The organism is Psychrobacillus sp. 05T411, from assembly GCF_056396485.1.
In genome coordinates this window covers 231,411-254,612 of record NZ_JBFTLO010000003.1, presented here as the reverse complement: position 1 = coordinate 254,612, position 23,202 = coordinate 231,411, and the positions used below count along the sequence as shown (strand labels likewise).

The window sequence follows — 23,202 nt, the reverse complement described above, 5'->3', positions numbered from 1 at the left end:
AGCCTCCTATACAGCTTATTTAAATACTTTACAGTTGCACTTGAATAGCAACATTTTTTATTTGAATATAGTTTTGCACGGCTAAATGACTTTTTTCTCGTCCAATGCCACTTTTTTTATATCCACCAAATGGCATTTGAACACCACCTGCTGCCCCGTAGCTATTGATAAAAACTTGGCCACTTTCAATACGCGAAGCAACATAATGTGCTACATCAATATCTTTTGTCCAAACGCCAGCAACTAGTCCATATTCAGTAGCATTCGCTAATTCAATTGCTTCTTCCACATCACTAAAACGTACAACACTAAGCACAGGTCCAAAAATTTCTTCCTGTACAAAAGAGTTATTATGATTGGAAGCTTCGATTATTGCAGGGCTTATATAAAAGCCTTCTTCATATTCTTCCACTCGAACAGCTTCTCCACCTACTAAAATTTTCCCTTGCTTATCAATAGAACTTAAAATTTTTAGAATTCGGTTGTATTGTTTTTCATTTATAATTGGGCCCACTTCTGCATCGTTAGCTGGTGGTCCAACTTTTAAATGTTGAAACTTTTCTACTAATTTTTCTAGTAATTCGTCTGCAATCGTTTCATCTACTAAAAGACGAGATCCTGCAGAACAGGTTTGGCCTGCATTTTGCACAATTGAATTAATAATTGCAGGAACTGCTCTATCTAAATCTGCATCTTTAAAAACAACATTTGGTGATTTACCACCTAACTCAAGTGTAACAGGCACAACGTTGTTTGCGGCCGACTTCATTACCGCGATTCCTGTTGGAACTGAACCAGTAAAAGTAATTTGATTGATACCTGGGTGCACAGTCAGTGCGGAGCCAATTTCCGCTCCATAACCTGTAAGATGTTGAAATACCCCTTTTGGAAGTTTTTCATCGAACCATTTCGCTAAAAAGTTCGTAGTAAGCGGAGTATCTTCAGAACTTTTCACAATAACTACATTTCCTGTAGCGATTGCAGCCGCTACGCTGCGCGCCGTAATTTGAATAGGATAATTCCAAGGTACAATATGAAGCGTAACCCCAATCGGCTCTATGACCGTTACATTTAATAAATCTTCTTCAATTGGAATAGTGTCCCCGAACACTTTGTCAGCTAAGCCACCATAAAATTCAAAATAGCGAGCTGCAGCTTCAATATCCGCTTTTGCTTGTGCAATTGGCTTACCAATATCTAAAGATTCAAGTTCCGCCAATTCTTCCGCATTGGCTCTAATGTATCTTGCCGTTTCTTGTAGAAATTGCCCTCTTTCAAATGGTTTAACAGATTTCCACTCTTTACTTTTTAATGCTTTTCTCGCAGCTTGGACTGCTCGATCAGCATGGTTTTCATTTCCACGAACGATTTGTGTAATTAACTCTCCAGAAGCTGGATTAATGACGTCTATCCATTGTTCATTCTCGCTTCCAATCCATTCCCCATCAATTAACATTTGAATGTTTTCCATTTCATACTTCCTTTCTAGATGCTTCTTCCGCCATCTACATGGATTACTGCACCAGTAATGATTTGAGCACCATCTGTTAATAAATGTGTAACCGTTGCCGAAATATCAGTTGGATTAATCAATCTACCTAATGGAACGCTCTCTGCAAAAATATCTTTATTTAACTCTACTTCGCCAGCTTGTTGCGAAGAGAACTGTCCTAACATTTGAGTATCGGCTGGACCAGGATGTAGTACATTTACACGAATATTAAATGGAGCTGTTTCAAGTGCTAAAGCTTTAGAGAATGCTTCAACCGCACCTTTTGATGCAACATAGCTTTGCAAACCCGGACGAGGTCTAGTAACAGATACGGAACCTATATTAATAATGGATCCATTTTTTGTTTCCTTCATATATCTCACTGCTTCACGGCTCGTTAAAAATATGGCAGTAGCATTGATATCCATTATTTTATGCCACTCTGAAAGTTCTACTTCCGTGATTGGTTTGGCAGCTTGTGCTATTCCAGCTATATTGACAAGCCCATCCAATTTATTAAACTCATCGAATATTTCTTTGAAAGTTTGTTGAATACTGTCTTCATCTAACAGATTAATAGCTTTGACACGTATATTTTCATTTTCGATAGAAGTTAAAGATTCTGTATTAATATCCAAAGCAACTACTGTTGCACCTTCTGCCAAAAGATTTTCTACTACTGTTTTCCCCATTCCGCCGCCCGCTCCTGTGACTGCAATAACTTTAGCTTCTAATTGACCCAATTATAAATCCCCCTTATGCATACTTTTTAATATTTTCAATAATTTCATCTGCAAATTCTGTTGTAGAAGCAGTTCCACCTAAATCCGGTGTTCTCACTTTACCTTCTACTAATGTATCTTCTATTCCATCGACTATTATTTTGGCCATTTCCGGATATCCTAGATGTTCTAACATTAAGGAGGTGCTCCAAATTTGTGCAATTGGATTTGCAATGCCTTTACCCGCGATATCTGGGGCAGAGCCATGAATTGCTTCAAACATCGATGGGTATTTCTTTTCAGGATTGATATTTCCGGAAGGCGCAGTTCCAAGCCCTCCTGAAATCGCTGCACCTAAATCTGTTAATATATCACCAAATAAGTTGCTTCCAACGACTACATCAAAGATTTCTGGTTTTGATACAAAAAAGGCAACTAATGCATCGATATGGTAAAACTTTGGTTCTATTTCTTTAAAGTCTAAGCCAACTTCTTTCGTCACTTCATCCCAAAATGGCATAGAAAAATTAATAGCATTAGATTTAGTTGCAACGGATAATTGCTTTGAACCTCTTTTTCGTGCTAGTTCATAAGCATATTTTATTACCCGTTCACTACCCATTTTTGTAAAAACACTATTTTGAACGACTACTTCATATGGAGTACCAACATGCAAACGACCTCCACTATTGGAGTACTCCCCTTCTGTATTTTCACGTACTACAACAAAATCAATATCTTCTATACCTTTATTTGCTAAAGGACTTTCAATTCCCTTTAACAATTTGATAGGCCTTAAATTTATGTATTGTTGAAACTCTCTTCTGATTGGTAGGATTAACTCCCAAACGGAAATATGATCTGGGACTTCCGGCGATCCCACTGCACCGAATAAAATGGCGTCATACGGAGCCAATATTTTTATACCATCTTCAGGCATCATTCGTCCGGTTTCCAAATAACGTTTACAATTCCAATCATAAGAATCGATTTCAAATTGCAAATTACCGTGTATTTCTTCCACTGCTCTTAATACTTTAATAGCTTCCTCTATAACTTCTGGGCCAATCCCATCACCTGGAATGCTTGCAATTGTGTGCTTTACCAAACATGACACTTCCTTTCTATTTACTACATACTACATATGATGTACTTAATTTTATATGTTATCAGCTTCATTATCATTTGTAAATGAAATATTCAAAATCATTGTAAAATTAATATATTTCATTCAAAATTGAATTTATCCGATATAATCTATAGAGAAGAATGTAAACATGACTGGGGGATCTACCTAATGCACTTCGAAAAACTAACAACTTCCGACAAAATCTCAAATGAAATTGTCGCCACCATAAAAAACAAGCTATTAGACGGGACGCTAAAAAATGGCGATAAATTACCTACAGAAGCGGAAATGGTCGAACAGCTCGGCGTTAGCAGGACCCCTCTCCGGGAAGCAGTAAAAGTACTGGAATCGATTGGAGTCATACAAATTAAGCGCGGTGAAGGGATGTTCATCACCAACAACCCTTCACACTTTTCTTTAAATCCCTTGATCTTTAGCTTGATTTTGCACAGCAATAATACAGAGATGCTAATAGAATTCCGTCAACATTTCGAGATTCTGATGATCAATCTCATTCGTGCCAAATGGTCTGAAGAAAAGATTAAAAAAATCGAAGAAGTTTACCATAGCCAAGCCCAGCGACTAAAGCCCGAGCTAAGCCCCGAGGAACTGGCCGACATCGACTTGGAATTCCATTATGCAGTGCTTGAAGCTACTGAAAATGCCTTTGTTATCGAAATTGGAAAAACCATCTATGAATTGTATAAGCCTAAAATGGTTACCTCCAAACAGTCTAGCAACATTGAGCAAACACTACATTCACATAAAGCATTTTTAGATTTGCTTTTCCAGAAAGACGTAACTGTCAGTGAGAAACAGATCAATGAAATGATTTTATATAATCAGGAATGGCTGGAAGAAGAGAAAATTTAGATTGATTCTCTTCTTTTGGGTTCGTGAAGATTTATCAAATATCATAAAAATAAACACTGTGTTTAAAAACATTTTTTGAAGAAAAAGACGGTAAGTTAAATAAAAAAAGTCCTACTCGTAATATGTGAGTAGGACTAATTGCTATTTTAATAAACCGTTAACCTTAGCAGCTTTCCTTAATGATCAAAATTTAATATCTTTACTTGAATACACATCAGCAAACCAACGCATTACATCATTGTGATGGTTAATAATTTGTTGAGCAGAAATTATTTTCGAATCCCATGTACTGTGTGCATCTGAAGCTAAAGTGACTTTATACTCCATACTGAAAGCTACTCTGCACGTTGTATCAACACACACTTCCGACTGAATTCCAGCAATAACCAGATGCTCAATTCCTTGTTTTTTAAGTTCATCATCTAACGTAGTTCTAAAAAAAGAATCCGGAGTGGTTTTTTGAATGATTATATCCTCAGTTTTAGGAGTTATATCCGGATGAATCTCCCAACCTTTTGTACCTTTTTCCAAAGGTTTACCAACTGGTCCATTATGTTGCACATATATAATTGGTGTTTCGGTAGAACGCGCTTGCGTTATTAAACCTTTCAAATTTCGGAGTAATTTATCACCGTTATGTACAATATTGTCTTTTTGAAACATGCCGTTTTGAACGTCTATAATTAATAGTGCTTTCCTCATTATTTCCCTCCCTAAAAAGAAACATTCGTTCTAATTTTATTATAAACTATACCTAATTGTTGTAAACTTATTTGTAAAACAACTCACTCCTATATCAAAGAATAAAAAATAGAGTTCACAATCTTTTCTGATTGGAACTCTATTACATTTGTTATATTGGTTGTTTTCATATGTTTACCAAAAGTTACTTATCGCTCACAAGACCAATCATCTTTATCACGGTCATGTTTGGATTTATAAGCAGGATGTCCCTTTTTAACACCGTTTGGATAGTATTCATTCATCTCTTTACAATTGCCAAAACTTGTTGGTGCACCTGGTATTACTTCTAATCCATCTCCTGTGAATTGTTGCGTTGGCTGTTGTACTTTTTTTGGATTTTCACTAATTTCTTTCAAAAGAGCAAGTTTTGATTTGGATGGCGTTTCATAATTCACTTTTTCACTTTTTTGAACGAAACTACCACTACCTACGCCATATAGACCACCGTGATTAGACTTAAAGCTATAAACTCGATACTCTTCCCCTTTTTTCATTGCTCGAACAGTTGAAAGAGAGCCATCACTTTCTAATTTCGTTAATACTGTATCAGCTAAAATCGTTACTTTACCGATTTGTCCCAACTTTAATTCGGTCTTCCCCCACATGACGGAAGCGGCGCTCGCGGTATCTAGTTTGTATGGACTAATACTTAATACCAATACTGCTAATAATATTACTTTAATAAACTTCGAAAACAAATACTTCTCCCCCTTACCTATATGGTAGAACTTGGAACTCAAACAAATTGATATCAATAACTCCTTCTCTTTTTTCTTACACTACACTAGTTAGACATAAAACTATAAATACCTCTTTTAAATATTAATTGGGGGGTGTATGAAAGAAATTAAATAATTTTCTGATAGAATTTTTTGTTTTTCAACGATTAACTTTTGGGGATATAAAAAAGCCCCACTGCTTCAACAGGAGGGCCGTAATTTCATGAGATTCTGCGAAGGGATCTCACAATAATAAAGTTACCTTATAAATTTTAATTTATACTAGAAAGTATTATTTTGGCGAATAACGAATTTTATATTATCTTATTCTTTGCTAGTTCACTTCAAAAAATGTTGGTTCATTTCTTATACAATCTTAATATTTATTACAATTTGATTCATATGTATAGCACATTAATAGTTTTACTGAATACTATGTTTATATAATCTGCAGATTATAATTCTCTCAATGTAAGGAGGTGTATTCTATGCCATTCACTACTGGAGCAATTGAAAACTTCGGAAATCAACCTGCAAACGCAACTAACGTTCGAGTCAAAATCCTCAATCGTACTGGAGGTCCGCTTACCGGAGTAGTTAGAGTCTTTAGACTAAATGGAACAAGACAACAACTTTCATCGGCTAACTTTAACGCAGGTGCTAATGCCTCTACTTTTGTAACTCTTAATTTAATTGGAGGGGCGTTTCAATATGAAGTTGAAATTGTACCTAATCAAAACGGTGGAATATATACTGTATACGGAAGAACAGCTTCAAATGTAATCATTACTGCTCAACGAGTTTTACACTCAGAATTAGTACAGATTCTTTAGTTTTAAAAAGATCTTAAAAGTTAAAACCGGTTTTAAAGGCTGTCCTCTAGTCAATTTAATTATTGACTTTTGGGACGGCCTTTTTTAGAAGACGACTCGATTAATCGATAAGTTTAATGGGCACATGAAAGAAATCGGACTGTTGTTTTGATTTAACAACTATTATTTAATGGCGATTTTCTGACAAATAAAAAAGCGACCAACTCAATTAAGAGAAAGTCACTTTTTAGAGAAGTTAAAAACAGGCGGATGTTATCTTAATTGTATTAAACTTACCTTATATCCTACTACTTAATAGTTAAGCTCGTAGAATATCATTCCTGTATTAATACAGGAATGACGCTCCTACAATAATAAGTAGGATAAATAAAACGACGATCAACGCAAAATTCGAATTGCGTCTTCCACCATATTCACCTTCATATCCAGACATCTTATACCCCCCCTTTCCTGATACTATTTATAGATTATGACAAGATTAAAATATGGATAAGGTAATTTATCTCATAGCGAATAAAAATATAAAAACACCGATCAAGTCTACAAGCGACTGATCGATGTTTTCAAATAATTTTCCTGTTTTTTAAGGGGACGTATATGATTTCCTACAATCAAAATAAAATCTTGCCCCTCCGTAAAAGGCTATAAACATTGCTATTATACTATTAATACATCTTCAAATATTGTTCTCTCTCCCACGGATGAACTGTGGTACGGAACATATCCCATTCAATCTCTTTGGCTTCGACAAAGTTTGCATAAATATGTTCGCCAAGTGCCCCGCGAATTACTTCGCTCTTTCCAAGCTCCGTTAATGCTGAATGAAGGGAAGATGGCAAGTTGTAAATACCATTTTCATTTCTTTCTTCTTCTGTCATTACATAGATATTTCGATCCACTGCTGGTGGAGGAGTCAGTTTGTTTTTAATGCCATCGAGTCCCGCTTGAAGAATAACAGCCATTGCAAGATATGGGTTGGCTGTTGGGTCTACAGAACGAACTTCGATTCGCGTACTTAATCCTCTTGAAGAAGGAATTCGAATTAACGGACTTCTGTTTTGACCAGACCAAGCAACGTAACAAGGGGCTTCATAACCAGGCACTAATCGTTTATATGAGTTTACTGTAGGATTAGTAATTGCTGTGAAACTTTGAACATGCTTTATCACTCCAGCCATAAACTGCATAGACGTTTCACTCATTTGGTTTTCAGCAGATTCGTCAAAAAATGCATTTTCCTCCCCGTTAAATAAAGAAACATTAAAGTGCATTCCAGATCCAGCTACCCCAAAAAGTGGTTTTGGCATAAATGTTGCATGTAAACCATGTTTACGAGCAATTGTTTTCACTACTAATTTGAATGTTTGGATGTTATCGCAAGCAGTTAATGCATCCGCATATTTAAAGTCGATCTCGTGTTGTCCAGGAGCCTCTTCATGGTGAGATGCTTCTACTTCAAAACCCATTTCCTCTAGTTCCAGTACGATATCACGACGACAGTTTTCGCCTAAATCTACTGGTGCCAAGTCAAAATAACCACCATGGTCATTTAGTTCAAGTGTCGGTTCACCTTGTGCATCTAGTTTAAATAAGAAAAATTCAGGTTCAGGTCCTAAGTTAAAACTTGTAAATCCTAGTTCTTCCATCTCTTTTAAAACTCGTTTTAAATTACTACGTGGATCCCCTGCAAAAGGTGTTCCATCTGCTTTATTCACGTCACAGATTAATCTAGCTACTTTACCTTTACCAGTGATCCACGGAAACACTACCCATGAATTTAAATCAGGCACTAAATACATATCTGATTCTTCAATGCGAACGAACCCTTCAATGGAAGATCCATCAAACATCATTTTATTATCGAGAGCTTTATCGAGCTGACTTACAGGAATTTCAACGTTTTTAATCGTACCAAGAATGTCAGTAAACTGAAGACGAATAAAATTCACCTCATTTTCTTGTACGAATTTTTTTATGTCTTCTTTTGTATACTTGCTCATTATTTCACTCTCCTATTGATTTTTATATATTAGCCTCGCTCTAGCATTCGAAGCGAGAGAATTCCCTTGTCGTAAGGATGTACGTTGCTGTCTATGGGCAATTTGCATTTCTTCCCTGAAAATCGCACGTAATTCCGCATCCGTTATTGCTTGTTGTACTTCTTTTTGCATTGTTGGATTGTTTTTCATTTCGAAAATTTGTTTAATCCCTGCAATGTTCACGCCCGTTGAAAGCATATCTTTAATTTCTAATAAAATATCGATATCATCCAGTGAGAACATGCGTTGTTTTCCTTCTGTCCGTGCAGGCTGAACAAGTTCATGCTCTTCATAATATCGAATTTGTCTTGCCGTTAAGCCAGTTAACTGCATGACGATATTCATAGATAGCAGTGGCATGGAACGTCTCCATTCCTTTTCCATCGCTGCACCTCCTAGTTGGATATACAAGTAGTATATGATATGTAAGCTAACATGTCAAATCAATGTAAGAAAAAGTGACATGAGATTTTATTTAACATAAAAATCCACTTTTCTTAGTGAATCGCCAATACCGTTAGCCTCGGCTCTAACACAAAGGTCGCGCTACCCTTCTATTCCTCATCTCCACCAATCTTGCAGACTCTTTCTGTGAGAACTGGTTGCTTTCGATATTCAATTGGTTACTCTTAGACCCAATTTGATTGCTCCCAGTACTGTTTTAGTTGCTTTCAACAATTAGATTGTTGCTCTTAGCTATTTTTTGGAAAGAAAAAAGCGCAGAAAATGACCGAGTCACTTCCCACACTTCTTTTATTTCTACATTTACCTTAAAGACTGTACTGCACCCAAAATAGCATATTTCACATGTTCATATGTTAAACCACCTTGGATAAAAGCAGTATAAGGCGGTCGGATCGGACCGTCTGCCGTTAACTCCATACTTGAACCTTGGATAAATGTACCTGCCGCCATAATGACATCATCTTCGTAACCTGGCATGTAGGCAGGTTCGGGAGCATATTGGGCATTGACCGGCGAATGCATTTGAATCGCTTTACAAAACTGAATCATTCGTTCCGCTGTTTGGAACGATACCGATTGAATAAGATCAGTTCTTTTTTGCGAATAATGAGGTTCCGTCGTCATGCCCACCTCTTCTAAAACAGCGGATGTAAAAATTGCTCCTTTTACCGCTTGCGAGACAATATGCGGCGCTAAGAAAAATCCTTGGTACATATCCATTAAGGTGTTTAGAGATGCACCTGCTTCTGCTCCAATTCCTGGGGAAGTCATTCGGTATGCACACTTTGTGACAAACTCACTTCTCCCAGCGATATAACCGCCCGTTTTCGCAAGTCCGCCGCCAGGATTTTTAATCAAAGAGCCCGCCATTAAATCTACCCCAACATTAGTTGGTTCCAACTCTTCCACAAACTCTCCGTAGCAATTGTCCACAAAAATAATGGCATCTTCTTTGATTGCTCTAATCTTTTCGACCATATCTTTTATTTGTCCCACTGTAAAAGAAGGTCGCACCGCATACCCTTTTGAACGCTGAATCGCAATTACTTTCGTATTTTCTTTCACCGTCTTTTCTACCGTTTCCCAATCGATTGCACCGGACTCTAATAAGTCAACATGCTGATAAGAAATACCAAAATCAGCAAGTGAACCCGTATCTTCTTGCCCACCACTAACAATCGATTGAAGTGTATCGTATGGCTTTCCAGTTATGTACAACAGCTCATCATTCGGTCGAAGTACGCCAAATAAACTAATCGAAATGGCATGCGTACCAGAAATAATTTGTGGACGAACGAGTGCCGCTTCCGCTCCAAATGTAGTCGCATATACTTTTTCTAACGTTTCACGTCCCTCATCATCATAGCCATAACCAGTAGATGGGTTAAAATGATGGTCGCTTACATGATGTGTTTTAAATGCATGAATTACTTTTTGTTGATTGAAGAAAGCTATTTTTTCTACCGCTTGATGATAACTAGCTATTTTCGCTTCCGCACTATTTGCTAAGCCTAATACTTCTTCTGATAATGTTGTAGTAAATTTCAATTGTTTCGCTCCTTGCTTTTCAATGACAAATAGAAAAGACTAATCTCAACGGGTGAAATTAGCCTTATTTTATCAATTACGCCTTGGCGTAATTGCGTCCAGATTTTGAACCCGGCTTGCCAGGTTAACTCCTATCAAAATCTGTGACATCCGCCGGAAGCTTTAACTTTATACAGCAGAAGTTTCAAAACTTCTGCTGAATAAAGTTAAAATTGGACTTCGCCTTCCCAAGCTAACATGCCGCCTGCTACGTTCGTTACATTAAAACCGTTTTCCTCTAAAATTTCGCAAGCCATTGCACTACGCGCTCCTGCTTTACAAACGATATAATGAGGAATCGACTTGTCGATTTGATCGATGCTTGTTTCCACTTGACCTAATGCGACATGTTTTGCACCTGGAATAATACCAGTTGCCACTTCTTCACTTTCTCGTACATCAATGACGCTAACTGTTTCTCCAGCATCTATTTTTTGTAAAAGTTCTTCTGTTGTAATTACATTCATTTTTTACTCTGCCCTTCTCCTATATATTCCTTTAAAATCATAATAGGAACATGCTTGTCTGTCAATTTACCCGCCTTATTCTTCGTTAATATTGACTGGTTTAGAAGGAGTAAATGTTGAAATAGCGTGTTTATATATTAACTGTTGCTTTCCATCTGACTCAAAAAGAACGGTAAAATTATCATAGGACTTCACTAACCCTTTTAGTTGAAAGCCATTTAATAAAAATACTGTAACAAAAATATTGTTTTTTCTTAATTGATTCAAATAATTGTCTTGAATATTCATTGGTTTCATTCCAATTCCCCCATTATGCATTTTACATAAAAAGTACTCTCCACCATCTACTATTCGCCTAAATTATTAATTCTCCTGCAAGAAATCAGTAATTTCTTTTATAATCTTTTTGCTATCTACAAAAGGGTCGTACCAATGGATGTCCATTTTGTTCCGGAAGTATGTCAACTGGCGCTTTGCATATCTTCTAGAGTTTTGTTTTAAATTATCCAGCGCCTCATCTAGTGTGAGAAGGCCATCCAAAAAGGCATAGATTTCCTTATAACCGATCGCTTGTATTGATTGAACTCCTCGAATCCCTTTTTCATGGAGCAGCTTCACTTCATCCAACAACCCTTTTTCTACCATTAAATCTACCCGTTTATTGATCCGCTCGTACAAAATTTCGCGATCAGTAGTGAGCCCGATAATATAATGCGGGTATACTTTTTCTTGCCCTTGATCTTGTTCGATTTCCTTTTTTTGTTTTCCACTAAACTCTACCCGTTCGATTGCTCGCATTAAACGCTGGATATTATTTGGATGAATTTCTGCCGCTGCTTCTGGATMTACCATTTGTAATCGATTAAATAATACTTCCGGTGATAGCTTCTCTAATTGCCTCTGTAACTCCACATCTATTTTAGGCTGCTCGGTAAAACGAAAATCATATAAAACAGATTGGATATACAATCCCGTACCTCCAACAATTATTGGAAGTTTACCTCTCGATGCAATTTCTTCTATTTTTTCTCTTACAATTTTTTGATATTCTGCAACCGAAAAACTATCGGTTGCATCCTTTATATCCAATAAATGATGGGGAACTCCTTCCATCTCCTTTTTGGTGATTTTAGCAGTTCCAATCGAAAGCTCTCGATAAATTTGCATCGAGTCTCCATTAATAATTTCCCCGTTAAATCTTTTTGCAAGTTCAATACTTAAAGCAGTTTTCCCTACTGCTGTTGGACCTACAATTGCAAGTACCACCGGCTTCTCAGTCATTTTTTAACATCCAGTTTACGATAAATTGAGTCGTTTCGTTTTTATTCACTTCGTTTAAAATTTCATGTCGTGCATTTTCTACTAATTGTACGGTTACATTTTCCATTCCTACATTCGTCAAACCTTTCGCTACTTTGAAAATATCTTTACCAGATTTACCAACTGGGTCTTGTAAACCGCTGATCAATAATACCGGCAAATCTTTTCTAATTTTCTTTATTTCATTTTCTTGATGGATGATTTTTAACCCAGCAAATAGATCAATATAAAACTGATTGGAAGGGATAAAACCGCAAAACGGATCATCTATATACTTTTTCACTTCATTTGGATCGGAACTTAACCAATCAAAATCTGTTTGTGCATCTTTAAATTGATTATTAAAACCACCGAAAGACAATTTGTTCAGTAAAGGACTTTCTGTTTGCGGTGTTTTCTGTTTAGCTGCAAATTTCCCAATGAGCGTTCCAATATCCCCCATTACCCCAGGGCTAAATGTTGTGCCACTCAACACCACTTTAGCAAGGGATTCGCTGTATTTTTGCATATATCTTCTTGCAATAAATGAACCCATACTATGTCCAAATAAAATAAGTGGCACGTCTCCAATATCTTCTCGCACTTGCACTAATACTTCCCGGACATCTTCTACCACTCGTTCAAAACCATCTTGTTCGGCAAAAAAACCTAGTTGTCCATTTTTTTCTGCCGTTTTGCCGTGACCTCGATGATCATGACCACTTACGATAAAGCCATTTTCCACCAAAACTTTCGCAAATTCTTCATAGCGCTCAATATGCTCTGCCATCCCGTGCAATAAATGCACATGTCCAATAGGAGTTTGTTCGGGCAGATATTTGACAATATGAATGAAGTGATAATCAGACATTTGACCTTCTAGTATCGTTTTCAGAGTGCAGCCCCGCTTTCATATATTGTAGCTTCCATTAGTAGTACCTCTAATTGCTTGGTGAAAGAAGCCTTTTCTTGCTCGGTATAATGCAATAATTGGCTCATTACGTTCAATATATCCTCTTTATACGTTTTATATTGCGCTATTTGAAAATAGAGCATGCCTGTTCTTCTAACTAAAAAGTCAGCAGGTGAATAAGCCATTTCTTCATGCACAGCATAATAGACTTGCGCAAGAAGACTCAATGGTAGAGAAGATGGCATGGTCGATAAAATATGAGCATAATGAAACACCCGGTCCACATTTGTCCCATAAAATTTCGCTAAGTTTTTTCCTTCTGCAACGGTCAAGCCGTAAGAGGGAGCTACCTGTGCCTTGGTCGCAATAAAAGCTTCGAATTGGTCTGCCCCTCCAATATCACCTCCGGATAAGGCTATATGCTTTGTGACACAAGGACCATATAGTTCGTCCCCTAGCTCTCTCGAGATTGCGTTGACAATCGTTTCCGCCATTTTACGATAACCCGTTAATTTCCCACCAGCTATTGTAAATAAACCAGCCTCTGAGCGCCAAATTTCATCTTTACGAGAAATTTCAGAAGGATTCTTCCCATCTTCATAAATAAGCGGACGGACACCAGCCCAAGAGGATTCTACTTGTTTTTTCGAAACATTCACAAGCGGAAACATATGATGAATGGCATTTACTAAATAATCTACATCTTCTTCTGTTGCGGTAGGATGTTCGATATTGCCTTCGAAAAAAGTGTCCGTTGTGCCAACATAGGTTTTTCCATCACGCGGGATGGCAAAGATCATACGTTTATCCGAAGCATCAAAGTAAATAGCCTGCCTTAGCGGAAAAATAGATTGATCTATTACAATATGGACACCTTTTGTTAATTTTAATTTCTTCTTATTATCAATGGCGTCCAGTGCTCGAACTGCGTCTACCCAAGGTCCAGTTGCATTGACGACTTTTTTTGCATGGATATGAATACGTTTATTTTTGACGACATCCACAACTTCTGCACCGATGATGTTGTTTTGTTCGTTATATAAAAATGATTTTGCTTTTGCATAGTTGATACAAACAGCACCTTTTTCCATTGCTTTTTTCAGTACTTCAATCGTTAGTCTTGCATCATCTGTTCGATATTCCACGTAATAACCGGCACCTAGTAAATCCTTGCTTTTAAGCAGTGGTTCTTTTTCTAACGTTTGTTCAGGAGTTAACATATGACGTCGCTCTTCTTTTTTTACACCCGCAAGAAAATCATATACTTTCAATCCTGCAGAAGTACTGAATGGTCCAAATGTTCCTTTTTTATGAAAAGGCAGTAGCATCCATTCCGGTTCGGTCACATGTACGGCGTTTTCATACACAATTTCCCGTTCTTTGCCGACTTCCGCTACTACTTTTACATCCAGTTGTTTTAAATAGCGAAGACCTCCATGTACAAGTTTCGTCGATCTACTGGAAGTCCCTGCCGCAAAATCTTGCATTTCGACTAAGGCAACGGACATTCCGCGTGTCACTGCATCTAATGCAATACCTGCTCCTGTAATACCCCCACCAATGACTAATACATCGAACTCATAAAAGTTTAATGTGTGCAAAATTTGTTCACGTTCCACAGAAGATTTCACTTACTCCACCTCTTCATCTGAAAGTTTGAATACCCGTGTTGCTTCCACTGCTTTTTTCCATCCATTGTATAGCTGCTTTCGTATAGATTCATCCATTTTCGGTTCGTACAGTTTTTGACTTTCACGCATATTGGAAAGTTCTTGCTCATCTTTCCAAAACCCGGTAGCAAGTCCTGCTAAAAATGCGGCACCGAGAGCCGTTGTTTCATTTAACTTAGCAAGTTCAACAGGTAAATCTAGTAAGTCACTTTGAAATTGCATGAGAAATTCGTTGCCTACAGCTCCCCCGTCTACACGGAGTACTTCCACGTCCACACCAGAATCCTGTTCCATTGTGAGTAGTACATCTTTCGTTTGATATGCTAAAGACTCAAGTGTCGCACGAATAAAATGCTCTTTTGTCGTTCCGCGAGACAGACCGAAAATTGCACCTCTTGCATCTGAATCCCAGTAGGGAGTACCAAGACCAACAAAAGCTGGAACAATATATACCCCTTCTGTCGACTCCACTCTTTTCGCATAGTCTTCTGAGTCCGCTGCCTTTTTCACCATTCGAAGCCCGTCTCTCAGCCATTGAATGGCAGAACCAGCAACAAACACACTACCTTCTAATGCATAGGTCACTTTCCCATTTAGCCCCCAGGCAATCGTTGTTAGTAGCCCAGATGGGGATTGAACTGCTTCTTCTCCTGTATTGAGCAGCATGAAACAACCGGTGCCATAGGTGTTTTTGGCCATTCCTTTTTCAAAACAACATTGACCAAATAATGCAGCTTGCTGATCCCCTGCTGCCCCCGCAATATCAATTGCTTTTCCAAAAAATACGGAAGGATCCGTTTGCGCATAAACTTCAGACGAAGATACTACTTTCGGAAGCATATTTAACGGGATCTGAAGCTTCTCGCAAATTTCTTTGTCCCACTTTTGTTCGTAAATGTTATACAGCATCGTTCTAGAAGCATTGGAGTAATCTGTCACATGCGTACTGCCATTTGATAATTTCCAAATTAACCAAGTATCGATTGTTCCAAAGAGGAGATCACCTGCTTCAGCCTGCTCCTTCGCTCCGTCAACATTATCTAACATCCATTTTACCTTCGTAGCAGAAAAATAAGGGTCAAGCATGAGTCCTGTTTTATCCTTGAAGAAGGCATCGAGCTTTTCTTTTTTCAACTCATCAATAATGTTTTGCGTTTGTCTTGATTGCCAAACGATTGCATGATAGATCGGCTTTCCTGTTTTCTTATTCCAAACGACCGTTGTTTCACGCTGATTCGTAATACCAATTGCATGCACATCTTCTGGTTGGTGCCCACTTTCTGTCAAAACCCCTGCAATAACAGACAACACAGAACCCCAAATTTCTTGTGCATCATGTTCCACCCATCCCGGCTTTGGAAAATATTGTGTAAATTCCTTTTGGGCTGTATGAACAATATTGCCTTGTTTATCGAACAATATTGCGCGTGAGCTCGTAGTACCTTGATCAATTGATAAAATAAATTTCCCCATTTGGCCCCTCCTACATGACTCGTTTAAACATCTTTTCTACTTCATAGGTTGAAAAATGAACAATAACTGGTCGCCCATGCGGACAAGTAAGTGGATGTTTTGCATTTTTCAAGCTTTCTAATAACTGCTCCATATCATGCATCGTTAAATAATGATTCGCTTTAATCGATAATTTGCAACTCATCATAATGGCCGCTTCTTCTCGTAATTTTTTAATATCTGCTTTTCGATTCCTTAACACTTGTTCGATTAAGTTTTCAATAATTTTCGTTTCATGCCCTTTTGGAAACCATGTTGGATATTCCCTGACGACAAAACTAGAAGTACCGAACTCCTCTAAAAATATGCCCACATCTTGAAGCTCTCGCAGTGATTCTTTAATGCGGTATGCTTCATCTAAAGAATAGTGAAAAGTAAGGGGCAGTAATAATGCTTGCCGTTCGCTTGCGTTTACTTCTCCCACTTTTTCTTTGTAAAATTCATATTTAATCCGTTCCTGTGCTGCATGTTGATCGATCAAATAAAAACCATCATCGCTTTGCGCAACAATATATGTTCCATGAATTTGTCCTACGACATGTAAATCTGGGAAAGGCTGTTTTGCTCCCACCACTTCTTCTACATATGCTTCTTCCACATACGGTTCAACTACTGGTGCCGGTTCCTCTGTTAGCTGTACTTGCGCTTCATGAATGATTGTTGGTTGCTCTGTTGGTTCTTTTGTTAATGGTGCAACAGGTTGCTCAGGAGGCGAGTATGGTTTGAAGAAATCAAATTGCACACTCGGTTGCTTTTTCACTTCTTGTTTTTCTGTAATTTTAGGCGGCTGCTGTACTCGGTGAATAACCGAACGAATTGTTTGTCGTACAAGCTCCATTAGTTCTTTTTCTTTACTAAGTCTTATTTGATGTTTGGCTGGATGAACGTTCACATCCGTAAGCATTGGGTCTGTTTCAATATTTAATACAACAATCGGGTATCTCCCGATTGGAAGTAGCGTGTGATAGGCATCTACAATCGCATTATTTAGCCCATAATGTTTGACCCAGCGCCCGTTCACTAATATCGTTATATAGTTTTTAGATGCACGCGTAATTTCTGGCATCGTCGCAAAACCGGAAATTTGAAAGTCGGGTGATTCCTTTTCGAATGGAACCATTTTCTTCACATTCGTCACGCCGTAAATGGAAGCGAGCACTTGTCGTAAATCTCCTCTTCCACTTGTTTGAATAATCGTCTGCCCATTATGGACAAGCTTAAATGCTATGTTGGGATAACTTAGTGCTAATCTGTTGATCAAGTCGATCGAATGACCAAGTTCTGTTTGGATTGTTTTCAAATATTTTAACCGAGCAGGTGTATTAAAAAATAATTGCTTAACAGCGATATCCGTTCCTCTTCGAATAGGTGCTGGTGTACAGGAAATGATTCGCCCACCTTCAAGTTCCACTTTCGTCCCAACATTGTCACCATCAGAGGTCCATAAACTAATTTTAGAAACGGATGCAATACTGGCAAGTGCTTCTCCTCGGAAACCGAGCGACCGGATTCGAAACAAATCATGCTCCGTCGTAATTTTAGACGTTGCATGTCTGGAAAAGGATTGAACGGCATCTGCTTCGTCCATTCCTTTTCCATTATCGGTTACTTGTATTTTTGCTAACCCTGCTTCTTCTAATAGTATTTCAATTGATGTACTTTCCGCATCAATTGCATTTTCGACTAATTCTTTAACAACAGAAGCGGGACGTTCTACTACTTCCCCTGCTGCAATTTTATTGGAAAGTAGCTCTTCCATGACGATGATTTGTCCCATTTTCTTCACCTACTTTTTAGTCTAATTCACTTTGCAGTTCATATAGTATTTGTAATGCAGCTAGTGGCGTTGTTCCGGAAATATTAATTTTTTTCAATTTCTTCATTACTTTGTCTGCCCCTGGATGCTCTGCTATTTGCTTGGGTTGTTTTGGCAGTTGTTCATCAAAGAAAGATAATTGTTGTTCCTGCACGGAAGTTTCCGGAAGTTCTTTCTTTTCTTGTTGTTCGAAAGTATCTAGTATTTCTCGAGCGCGTTCAATAATTTCTTCTGGTAATTGCGCTAGTTCTGCCACATGGATTCCATAGCTTTTGTCAGCCGGACCATTTTTTAATTTGTGTAGAAAGACGACTTTTCCATCTTTTTCTGTTGCAGCAACATGCACATTACGGAGTTTTGCCAAAGTTTTTTCTAAATCGGTTAGTTCATGATAGTGGGTTGAAAATAGCGTATTCGCCCCAATATGATCGTGAATATATTCCATCATTGCTTGTGCTAAACTCATTCCGTCATACGTCGAAGTTCCACGTCCAATTTCATCAAAAAGAAGTAAACTTTTACTTGTAGCATTCATAATAGCGTGCTGGGATTCCATCATTTCAATCATAAATGTGCTTTGTCCACCAGCTAAATCATCTGCAGCTCCAATTCGCGTAAATATTTTATCAACGATTGGCAATTCTGCCGATTCCGCCGGTACGTAGCAGCCGATTTGAGCCATAATCACAGTAATGGCAATTTGTCGCATAAAGGTACTTTTACCGGACATATTCGGTCCCGTGATCAGCAGCATATTTTCCTCTTCTGTTAACGTACAATCATTGGGCACGTATAATTGATTGTTCATCATTTTTTCTACGACCGGATGTCTTCCTTCTTTTACAATCATCGCATTCGAATCGTGAAATGCTGGCTTTGTTAGACGGTACTTTTCTGCTACTTGCGCAAAAGAAATATAGACATCTAGCTCACTAATTTGTTTGGCAAGCTTTTGTACTTGAGGAATATATGCTTTAATTTCCTCTCTTAATTGGGTAAATAAATCATATTCTAGTACTAAACTTTCCTCTTCCGCTGAAAGAATGAGCGTTTCCTTTTCCTTCAACTCATCGGTAATATAGCGTTCCGCATTGGCAAGTGTTTGTTTCCGCACATATCTTGCCTCATCTGCAAGATGGATCGTCGATTTCGTTAACTCGATATAATAGCCAAATATTCGATTATAACCTATTTTTAAGTTTTTAGCACCTGTTCGTTCTCGCTCTTTTTGTTCTAATTCCGCAATCCACCTTTTACCATTCACAGATGCATCCCTTAGCTGATCTAATCGCTCGTTATAGCCATCTTTTAGGACGCCACCATCTTTCACAGAAATCGGTGGATTTTCATGGAGCGCATCTTTTAACTTTCTCCAAATATCTTGGCAATCCTCTATTGCCTGCCCAAGGTCATTTAATGCCTGGTCATTTGCATGCACTAACTGCTCTTTAATAGAAGGAATTTTAGATAAAGATTGTCTTAATTGCGCAAGATCTCTTCCCCCTGCACTTCCGAACCCTATTCTTCCTACTAGTCGTTCCAAATCATATACTTCTTTAAATGCTTCTTTTATTTCTTCTCTTAACATAAAATCTTCTAAAAAGCTTGTAACTACAGCTAATCGATTTTCAATTGCAAATTTATCCGCAAGTGGCTGATGAATCCATTGTTTTAACTTTCTTCCGCCCATTGCAGTAATTGTCTCGTCCAATAACCATAATAAAGTTCCCTTTTGATCTGCATTTCGAATAGAAGAAATAAGCTCTAAATTGCGTTTGGAATGGTAATCGATTGCTAAAAAAGAATCTCTACGTTGAAATGTGAAAGGTTGAATATGTAATAGTGAGCGCATTTGTGTTTTTTGAATGTACTGTAACAAGCGTTTCACTGTTCGATGTGTTTCTAGTGGGTGATTCGATACGTATTTTTCGATTGGTTGATCATTTGCTTCCTCTTGTTCAATAGATAAAGTAAAGTCATGAATCGCTGATAAATCATTAACCAATACGTACATTTGTTCACTCACGATTAATTCTTTTGCTTGTATGGCTAGTAATTCCTGTACGACTTCTTTTTCATCCCCATTAAGAATCGTTGTAAAGCCGTCCCCTGTTGAAACGTCTAAATAAGAAAAAGCAACTTCGTTTGGAGAAACTACATCCGCTGATGCAATAAAATAATTCGTTTTATGTTGCATGCCTTTTCCTTCAATAATCGTCCCAGGCGTGATTAATCGTACAACTTCTCTTTTTACAACGCCTTTTGCTTGCTTAGGATCTTCGACTTGCTCGCAAATCGCTACTTTATGCCCTTTAGAAATAAGCGTTTCAATATAGCCTTGTGCAGAATGATGTGGCACTCCACACATTGGAACGCCATCTTTTCGACTAGTTAGCGTAATTTCTAAAATAGCCGCTGCTTTAACCGCGTCGTCATTAAATAGTTCGTAAAAGTCGCCTAATCGGAAAAATAAAAAGGCATCTAAATATGCTTCTTTTATTTTTATATATTGTTGCATCATAGGAGTTTGTGTTGTCATGTGTTGCCCTTCTCTCTTCTAAAAACTTTCTATTTTATTATAACAAATCGAAGGAAAGAGTGCTTATGTTAATGGATAGTTCACGTAATATGGGAAAAATTGCGCTAGGTATGCTCTTTTAATCCAATAAATGGATTAGAGCAACCAACTCGTCATGAAGAGCAACTAATTCTACTCCGAAAGCAATCAAATCTGCACCAGAGCACCCAAATTACTAATGAAAGCAATCAACTCTTAAAATAACAAGTACACTTGGAGTGAGACACCAATGAATATAACGCATTTTCCCTATTTAATAATTTACTAGAACAAAAAAAAGCCGGAAATAATGACCGGCTTGTTAAAGTGATGAGGAATGATCAGAATCACTAGACGAACTAGAATGCCCAGATGAGCTTGAAGAACTTTCATCTTCGTATGCCCATTCTTCTTCAAAATCATCTGCTTGCACTTCGATTAAAATTGTCGTTTCCCCTACTACTTCTGCTAGCAACTCTCGCTCTACCGTTACTTGGAATTTAGTCCCTTTTTCTATAATAATAGCTTCGGTACAATTTGGTTGTTGAAGGACACGTACATGCACTTCATCCCCAGTAGAATCTTTGTCACGATAATGTAATTTTATACGATCAGTATAGTGGATCGTTTCTGTAAAAACAGAAGTTTTGGAATGATCATGATGTGCATACCAAACGTTTATGTCAAATTTCCCTGTAACTTCTACATATCTACCTTGTTTTTTCGATTGGCAAGAATGATTGATAACCCAGCATCCTAGTATGCTAGATGGAGTATTCGGCGGACTAAGAACTTCACAAGATTCCGTTCTCTTTTTCCCTTTAGCTACTACCGCTTTCGTCACAATTTGTCGCATGTGTTTCATGTTTTTCCTCCTTGTATTCAAGTCATAACATCATATGCGCATTATGCCCAATCGGTTCATCTGCTTAGATAATTCGTTGACCTTTCGCAAGAATCAGCATACAATTAAAGGATAATGATAGAAGAGTGAGGTTATGAAATGGCGTTTTTTGAAGTAATTCATGTTGCCAATCAACAAGAGGCGGCTACTATCGTGCAAGAAAAGTTAGAACAAGATTTAACAGCGAACTCGTTAAACGTATTAGGCTTAGCAACTGGAAGTACGATGATTCCTATTTACAAAAATTTAATCGAATCATCTTTGGATTTTTCCGAAGTTACTGCCTTTAATTTAGATGAATATATAGGGCTAGCACCGACTAATGTGAATAGCTATGCTTATTTTATGCAAGAGCATTTATTTTCTCGCAAACAATTTAAAGAAACGAATATTCCAAATGGTAAAGCACAGGATCTAGATGCAGAATGTGTACGTTATGAAAATCAATTAAACGAGCATCCATTAGATATTCAATTTTTAGGTGTCGGAGAAAATGGACATATTGCATTTAATGAGCCAGGCACTTCTTTTGATTCGGTAACGCATGTTGCAAAATTGACAGATTCAACACTTGGTGTAAACAGTCAATATTTTGATGATGAAGAGGAAATTCCACATACTGCTTTTACGATGGGGATTGCTTCTATTATGAAGGCGAAAAAAATCATTTTATTAGCTTTTGGAGAAAAGAAACGTCCTGCAATTAAGGCTTTATTTGGGGATACCATTTCAGAGAAGTGGCCAATTACGGTGTTGAAAAACCATCCGCATGTGACGGTTATAACGGATATTAAGTAAATGTAAAAAGGACTTCCTATTTCGCAGGAAGTCCTTTTTCTGTTTACTATTCATGAAACTCACTTCTTAATACATACACAACGTCATAGTCCACTATCTCACTTAAACGACTCTCCAAATCCCTATAGAATTCAGTTGAAAGCGAACTCATACCATTACCATTTGAATTACTAATAGTTGCTAAAACGATATCGTCGGTAATTGGAATGCGCTCGAGCGGGCTGTTTCCCCAAGTACTTTGGTTGGTCACTACAACAGCCGAATTAGTAGTACTCCTACTACTTGCATTATTCGATTCAACACTTAGATTAAATGTTATACTTTCTTGTTCTCCCATCCGAGTGGAAGCGGCAAAAAGAATCGTCCCATTTTCTTCGATTTCGGTTGTTAATTGATTTAGCTTTTGTCCAACTAGTTCCCCAAATTCATATTGATCCACCCATACAGATATTTGTTTGTATTTTTTATCTACGTGAAAATCGAAAACAAATGAATAATCACTTGTGGATGACATAAGAAATTTTTCTCGGTCTGTTAAGTCGACTTCCGATAATACATTCTCTAATTTTGTTTCATTACTACAAGCAGCCATTAACAATATTAGTAAAACGAGTGAAATGACGAATACGACTCGCTTCATGCTTTCCCTCCTCGTATACTTGG

The 23,202-nt window shown here is 37.6% G+C and carries 22 protein-coding genes; 3 read left to right on the top strand and 19 right to left on the bottom strand.

The window, feature by feature from the left end; genetic code table 11:
• Positions 1–28 precede the first annotated feature (28 nt).
• Genes AC1DFT_RS04000 through AC1DFT_RS03990 form a run of 3 tightly spaced genes read right to left on the bottom strand, consistent with a single transcriptional unit; the run spans position 29 to position 3,322 of the window.
• A complete protein-coding gene (locus AC1DFT_RS04000; protein WP_477917833.1) occupies positions 29–1,471 on the bottom strand; it encodes an aldehyde dehydrogenase family protein in 1,443 nt (480 codons plus the stop codon).
• Positions 1,472–1,485: 14 nt separating this feature from the next.
• Positions 1,486–2,235 (bottom strand): SDR family NAD(P)-dependent oxidoreductase, encoded by a 750-nt coding sequence (locus AC1DFT_RS03995; protein WP_477917831.1) that lies wholly within the window; start codon positions 2,233–2,235, stop codon positions 1,486–1,488.
• Between the two features lie 13 nt (positions 2,236–2,248).
• On the bottom strand, positions 2,249–3,322 hold the full coding sequence (locus AC1DFT_RS03990) for a tartrate dehydrogenase (protein WP_477917829.1): 1,074 nt from the start codon (positions 3,320–3,322) through the stop codon (positions 2,249–2,251).
• Between the two features lie 189 nt (positions 3,323–3,511).
• On the opposite strand from AC1DFT_RS03990, the gene AC1DFT_RS03985 reads away from it, so the two are divergent.
• Positions 3,512–4,216, top strand: a complete 705-nt coding sequence (locus tag AC1DFT_RS03985) for a FadR/GntR family transcriptional regulator (RefSeq protein ID WP_477917827.1) — start codon at positions 3,512–3,514, stop codon at positions 4,214–4,216.
• A gap of 183 nt (positions 4,217–4,399) precedes the next feature.
• Here the strand turns inward: AC1DFT_RS03985 and AC1DFT_RS03980 are convergent, their stop codons facing one another.
• Together AC1DFT_RS03980 and AC1DFT_RS03975 are read right to left on the bottom strand one after the other, a co-directional pair.
• A complete protein-coding gene (locus AC1DFT_RS03980) occupies positions 4,400–4,918 on the bottom strand; it encodes a cysteine hydrolase family protein (protein WP_477917825.1) in 519 nt (172 codons plus the stop codon).
• Positions 4,919–5,106: 188 nt separating this feature from the next.
• Complete coding sequence (locus AC1DFT_RS03975) at positions 5,107–5,658, bottom strand: excalibur calcium-binding domain-containing protein (RefSeq protein WP_477917823.1); 552 nt, start codon at positions 5,656–5,658, stop codon at positions 5,107–5,109.
• 509 nt (positions 5,659–6,167) lie between these two features.
• Between AC1DFT_RS03975 and AC1DFT_RS03970 the strand changes: the two genes are divergently transcribed.
• Positions 6,168–6,512 carry an ATPase gene (locus AC1DFT_RS03970; RefSeq protein ID WP_477917821.1) on the top strand — a complete coding sequence of 115 codons (345 nt, stop codon included), beginning with the start codon at positions 6,168–6,170 and terminating at the stop codon, positions 6,510–6,512.
• A 325-nt stretch (positions 6,513–6,837) separates the two neighbouring features.
• Here AC1DFT_RS03970 and AC1DFT_RS03965 read toward each other — a convergent pair whose 3' ends face one another.
• The 13 genes from AC1DFT_RS03965 to cotE all read right to left on the bottom strand — a co-directional run bounded on the left by AC1DFT_RS03965 (position 6,838) and on the right by cotE (position 21,702).
• Entirely contained in the window at positions 6,838–6,945 is a 108-nt protein-coding gene (locus AC1DFT_RS03965) for a YjcZ family sporulation protein (protein ID WP_477917819.1), read from the bottom strand.
• Positions 6,946–7,177: 232 nt separating this feature from the next.
• Complete coding sequence (glnA, locus tag AC1DFT_RS03960; protein ID WP_477917817.1) at positions 7,178–8,512, bottom strand: type I glutamate--ammonia ligase; 1,335 nt, start codon at positions 8,510–8,512, stop codon at positions 7,178–7,180.
• Between the two features lie 12 nt (positions 8,513–8,524).
• On the bottom strand, positions 8,525–8,935 hold the full coding sequence (locus AC1DFT_RS03955) for a MerR family transcriptional regulator (protein WP_477917815.1): 411 nt from the start codon (positions 8,933–8,935) through the stop codon (positions 8,525–8,527).
• Positions 8,936–9,316: 381 nt separating this feature from the next.
• The gene (locus AC1DFT_RS03950; protein ID WP_477917813.1) at positions 9,317–10,564 is read right to left on the bottom strand and encodes a methionine gamma-lyase family protein; all 1,248 of its coding nucleotides are present in this window, start codon (positions 10,562–10,564) and stop codon (positions 9,317–9,319) included.
• 206 nt (positions 10,565–10,770) lie between these two features.
• The gene (locus tag AC1DFT_RS03945) at positions 10,771–11,070 is read right to left on the bottom strand and encodes a rhodanese-like domain-containing protein (protein ID WP_477917811.1); all 300 of its coding nucleotides are present in this window, start codon (positions 11,068–11,070) and stop codon (positions 10,771–10,773) included.
• Positions 11,071–11,145: 75 nt separating this feature from the next.
• The gene (hfq, locus tag AC1DFT_RS03940) at positions 11,146–11,367 is read right to left on the bottom strand and encodes an RNA chaperone Hfq (RefSeq protein WP_477917809.1); all 222 of its coding nucleotides are present in this window, start codon (positions 11,365–11,367) and stop codon (positions 11,146–11,148) included.
• Between the two features lie 66 nt (positions 11,368–11,433).
• Positions 11,434–12,351: a tRNA (adenosine(37)-N6)-dimethylallyltransferase MiaA gene (miaA, locus tag AC1DFT_RS03935; protein WP_477917807.1), complete on the bottom strand. Its 918-nt coding sequence runs from the start codon at positions 12,349–12,351 to the stop codon at positions 11,434–11,436.
• A complete protein-coding gene (locus AC1DFT_RS03930; protein WP_477917805.1) occupies positions 12,344–13,240 on the bottom strand; it encodes a lysophospholipase in 897 nt (298 codons plus the stop codon). The genes miaA and AC1DFT_RS03930 overlap by 8 nt, the downstream gene beginning before the upstream one ends.
• Positions 13,241–13,260: 20 nt before the next feature.
• The gene (locus AC1DFT_RS03925; protein ID WP_477917803.1) at positions 13,261–14,913 is read right to left on the bottom strand and encodes a glycerol-3-phosphate dehydrogenase/oxidase; all 1,653 of its coding nucleotides are present in this window, start codon (positions 14,911–14,913) and stop codon (positions 13,261–13,263) included.
• The gene (gene glpK, locus AC1DFT_RS03920; RefSeq protein WP_477917801.1) at positions 14,914–16,425 is read right to left on the bottom strand and encodes a glycerol kinase GlpK; all 1,512 of its coding nucleotides are present in this window, start codon (positions 16,423–16,425) and stop codon (positions 14,914–14,916) included. It abuts the gene before it with no gap.
• Between the two features lie 10 nt (positions 16,426–16,435).
• A complete protein-coding gene (gene mutL / locus AC1DFT_RS03915) occupies positions 16,436–18,241 on the bottom strand; it encodes a DNA mismatch repair endonuclease MutL (protein WP_477917799.1) in 1,806 nt (601 codons plus the stop codon).
• 16 nt (positions 18,242–18,257) lie between these two features.
• On the bottom strand, positions 18,258–20,819 hold the full coding sequence (mutS, locus tag AC1DFT_RS03910) for a DNA mismatch repair protein MutS (RefSeq protein ID WP_477917797.1): 2,562 nt from the start codon (positions 20,817–20,819) through the stop codon (positions 18,258–18,260).
• Between the two features lie 340 nt (positions 20,820–21,159).
• Positions 21,160–21,702: an outer spore coat protein CotE gene (gene cotE / locus AC1DFT_RS03905; RefSeq protein ID WP_477917795.1), complete on the bottom strand. Its 543-nt coding sequence runs from the start codon at positions 21,700–21,702 to the stop codon at positions 21,160–21,162.
• Positions 21,703–21,840: 138 nt separating this feature from the next.
• Between cotE and AC1DFT_RS03900 the strand changes: the two genes are divergently transcribed.
• Complete coding sequence (locus AC1DFT_RS03900) at positions 21,841–22,539, top strand: glucosamine-6-phosphate deaminase (RefSeq protein WP_477917793.1); 699 nt, start codon at positions 21,841–21,843, stop codon at positions 22,537–22,539.
• A gap of 46 nt (positions 22,540–22,585) precedes the next feature.
• On the opposite strand, the gene AC1DFT_RS03895 is transcribed toward AC1DFT_RS03900, so the two are convergent.
• The gene (locus AC1DFT_RS03895; RefSeq protein ID WP_477917791.1) at positions 22,586–23,179 is read right to left on the bottom strand and encodes a hypothetical protein; all 594 of its coding nucleotides are present in this window, start codon (positions 23,177–23,179) and stop codon (positions 22,586–22,588) included.
• Positions 23,180–23,202: the final 23 nt, after the last annotated feature.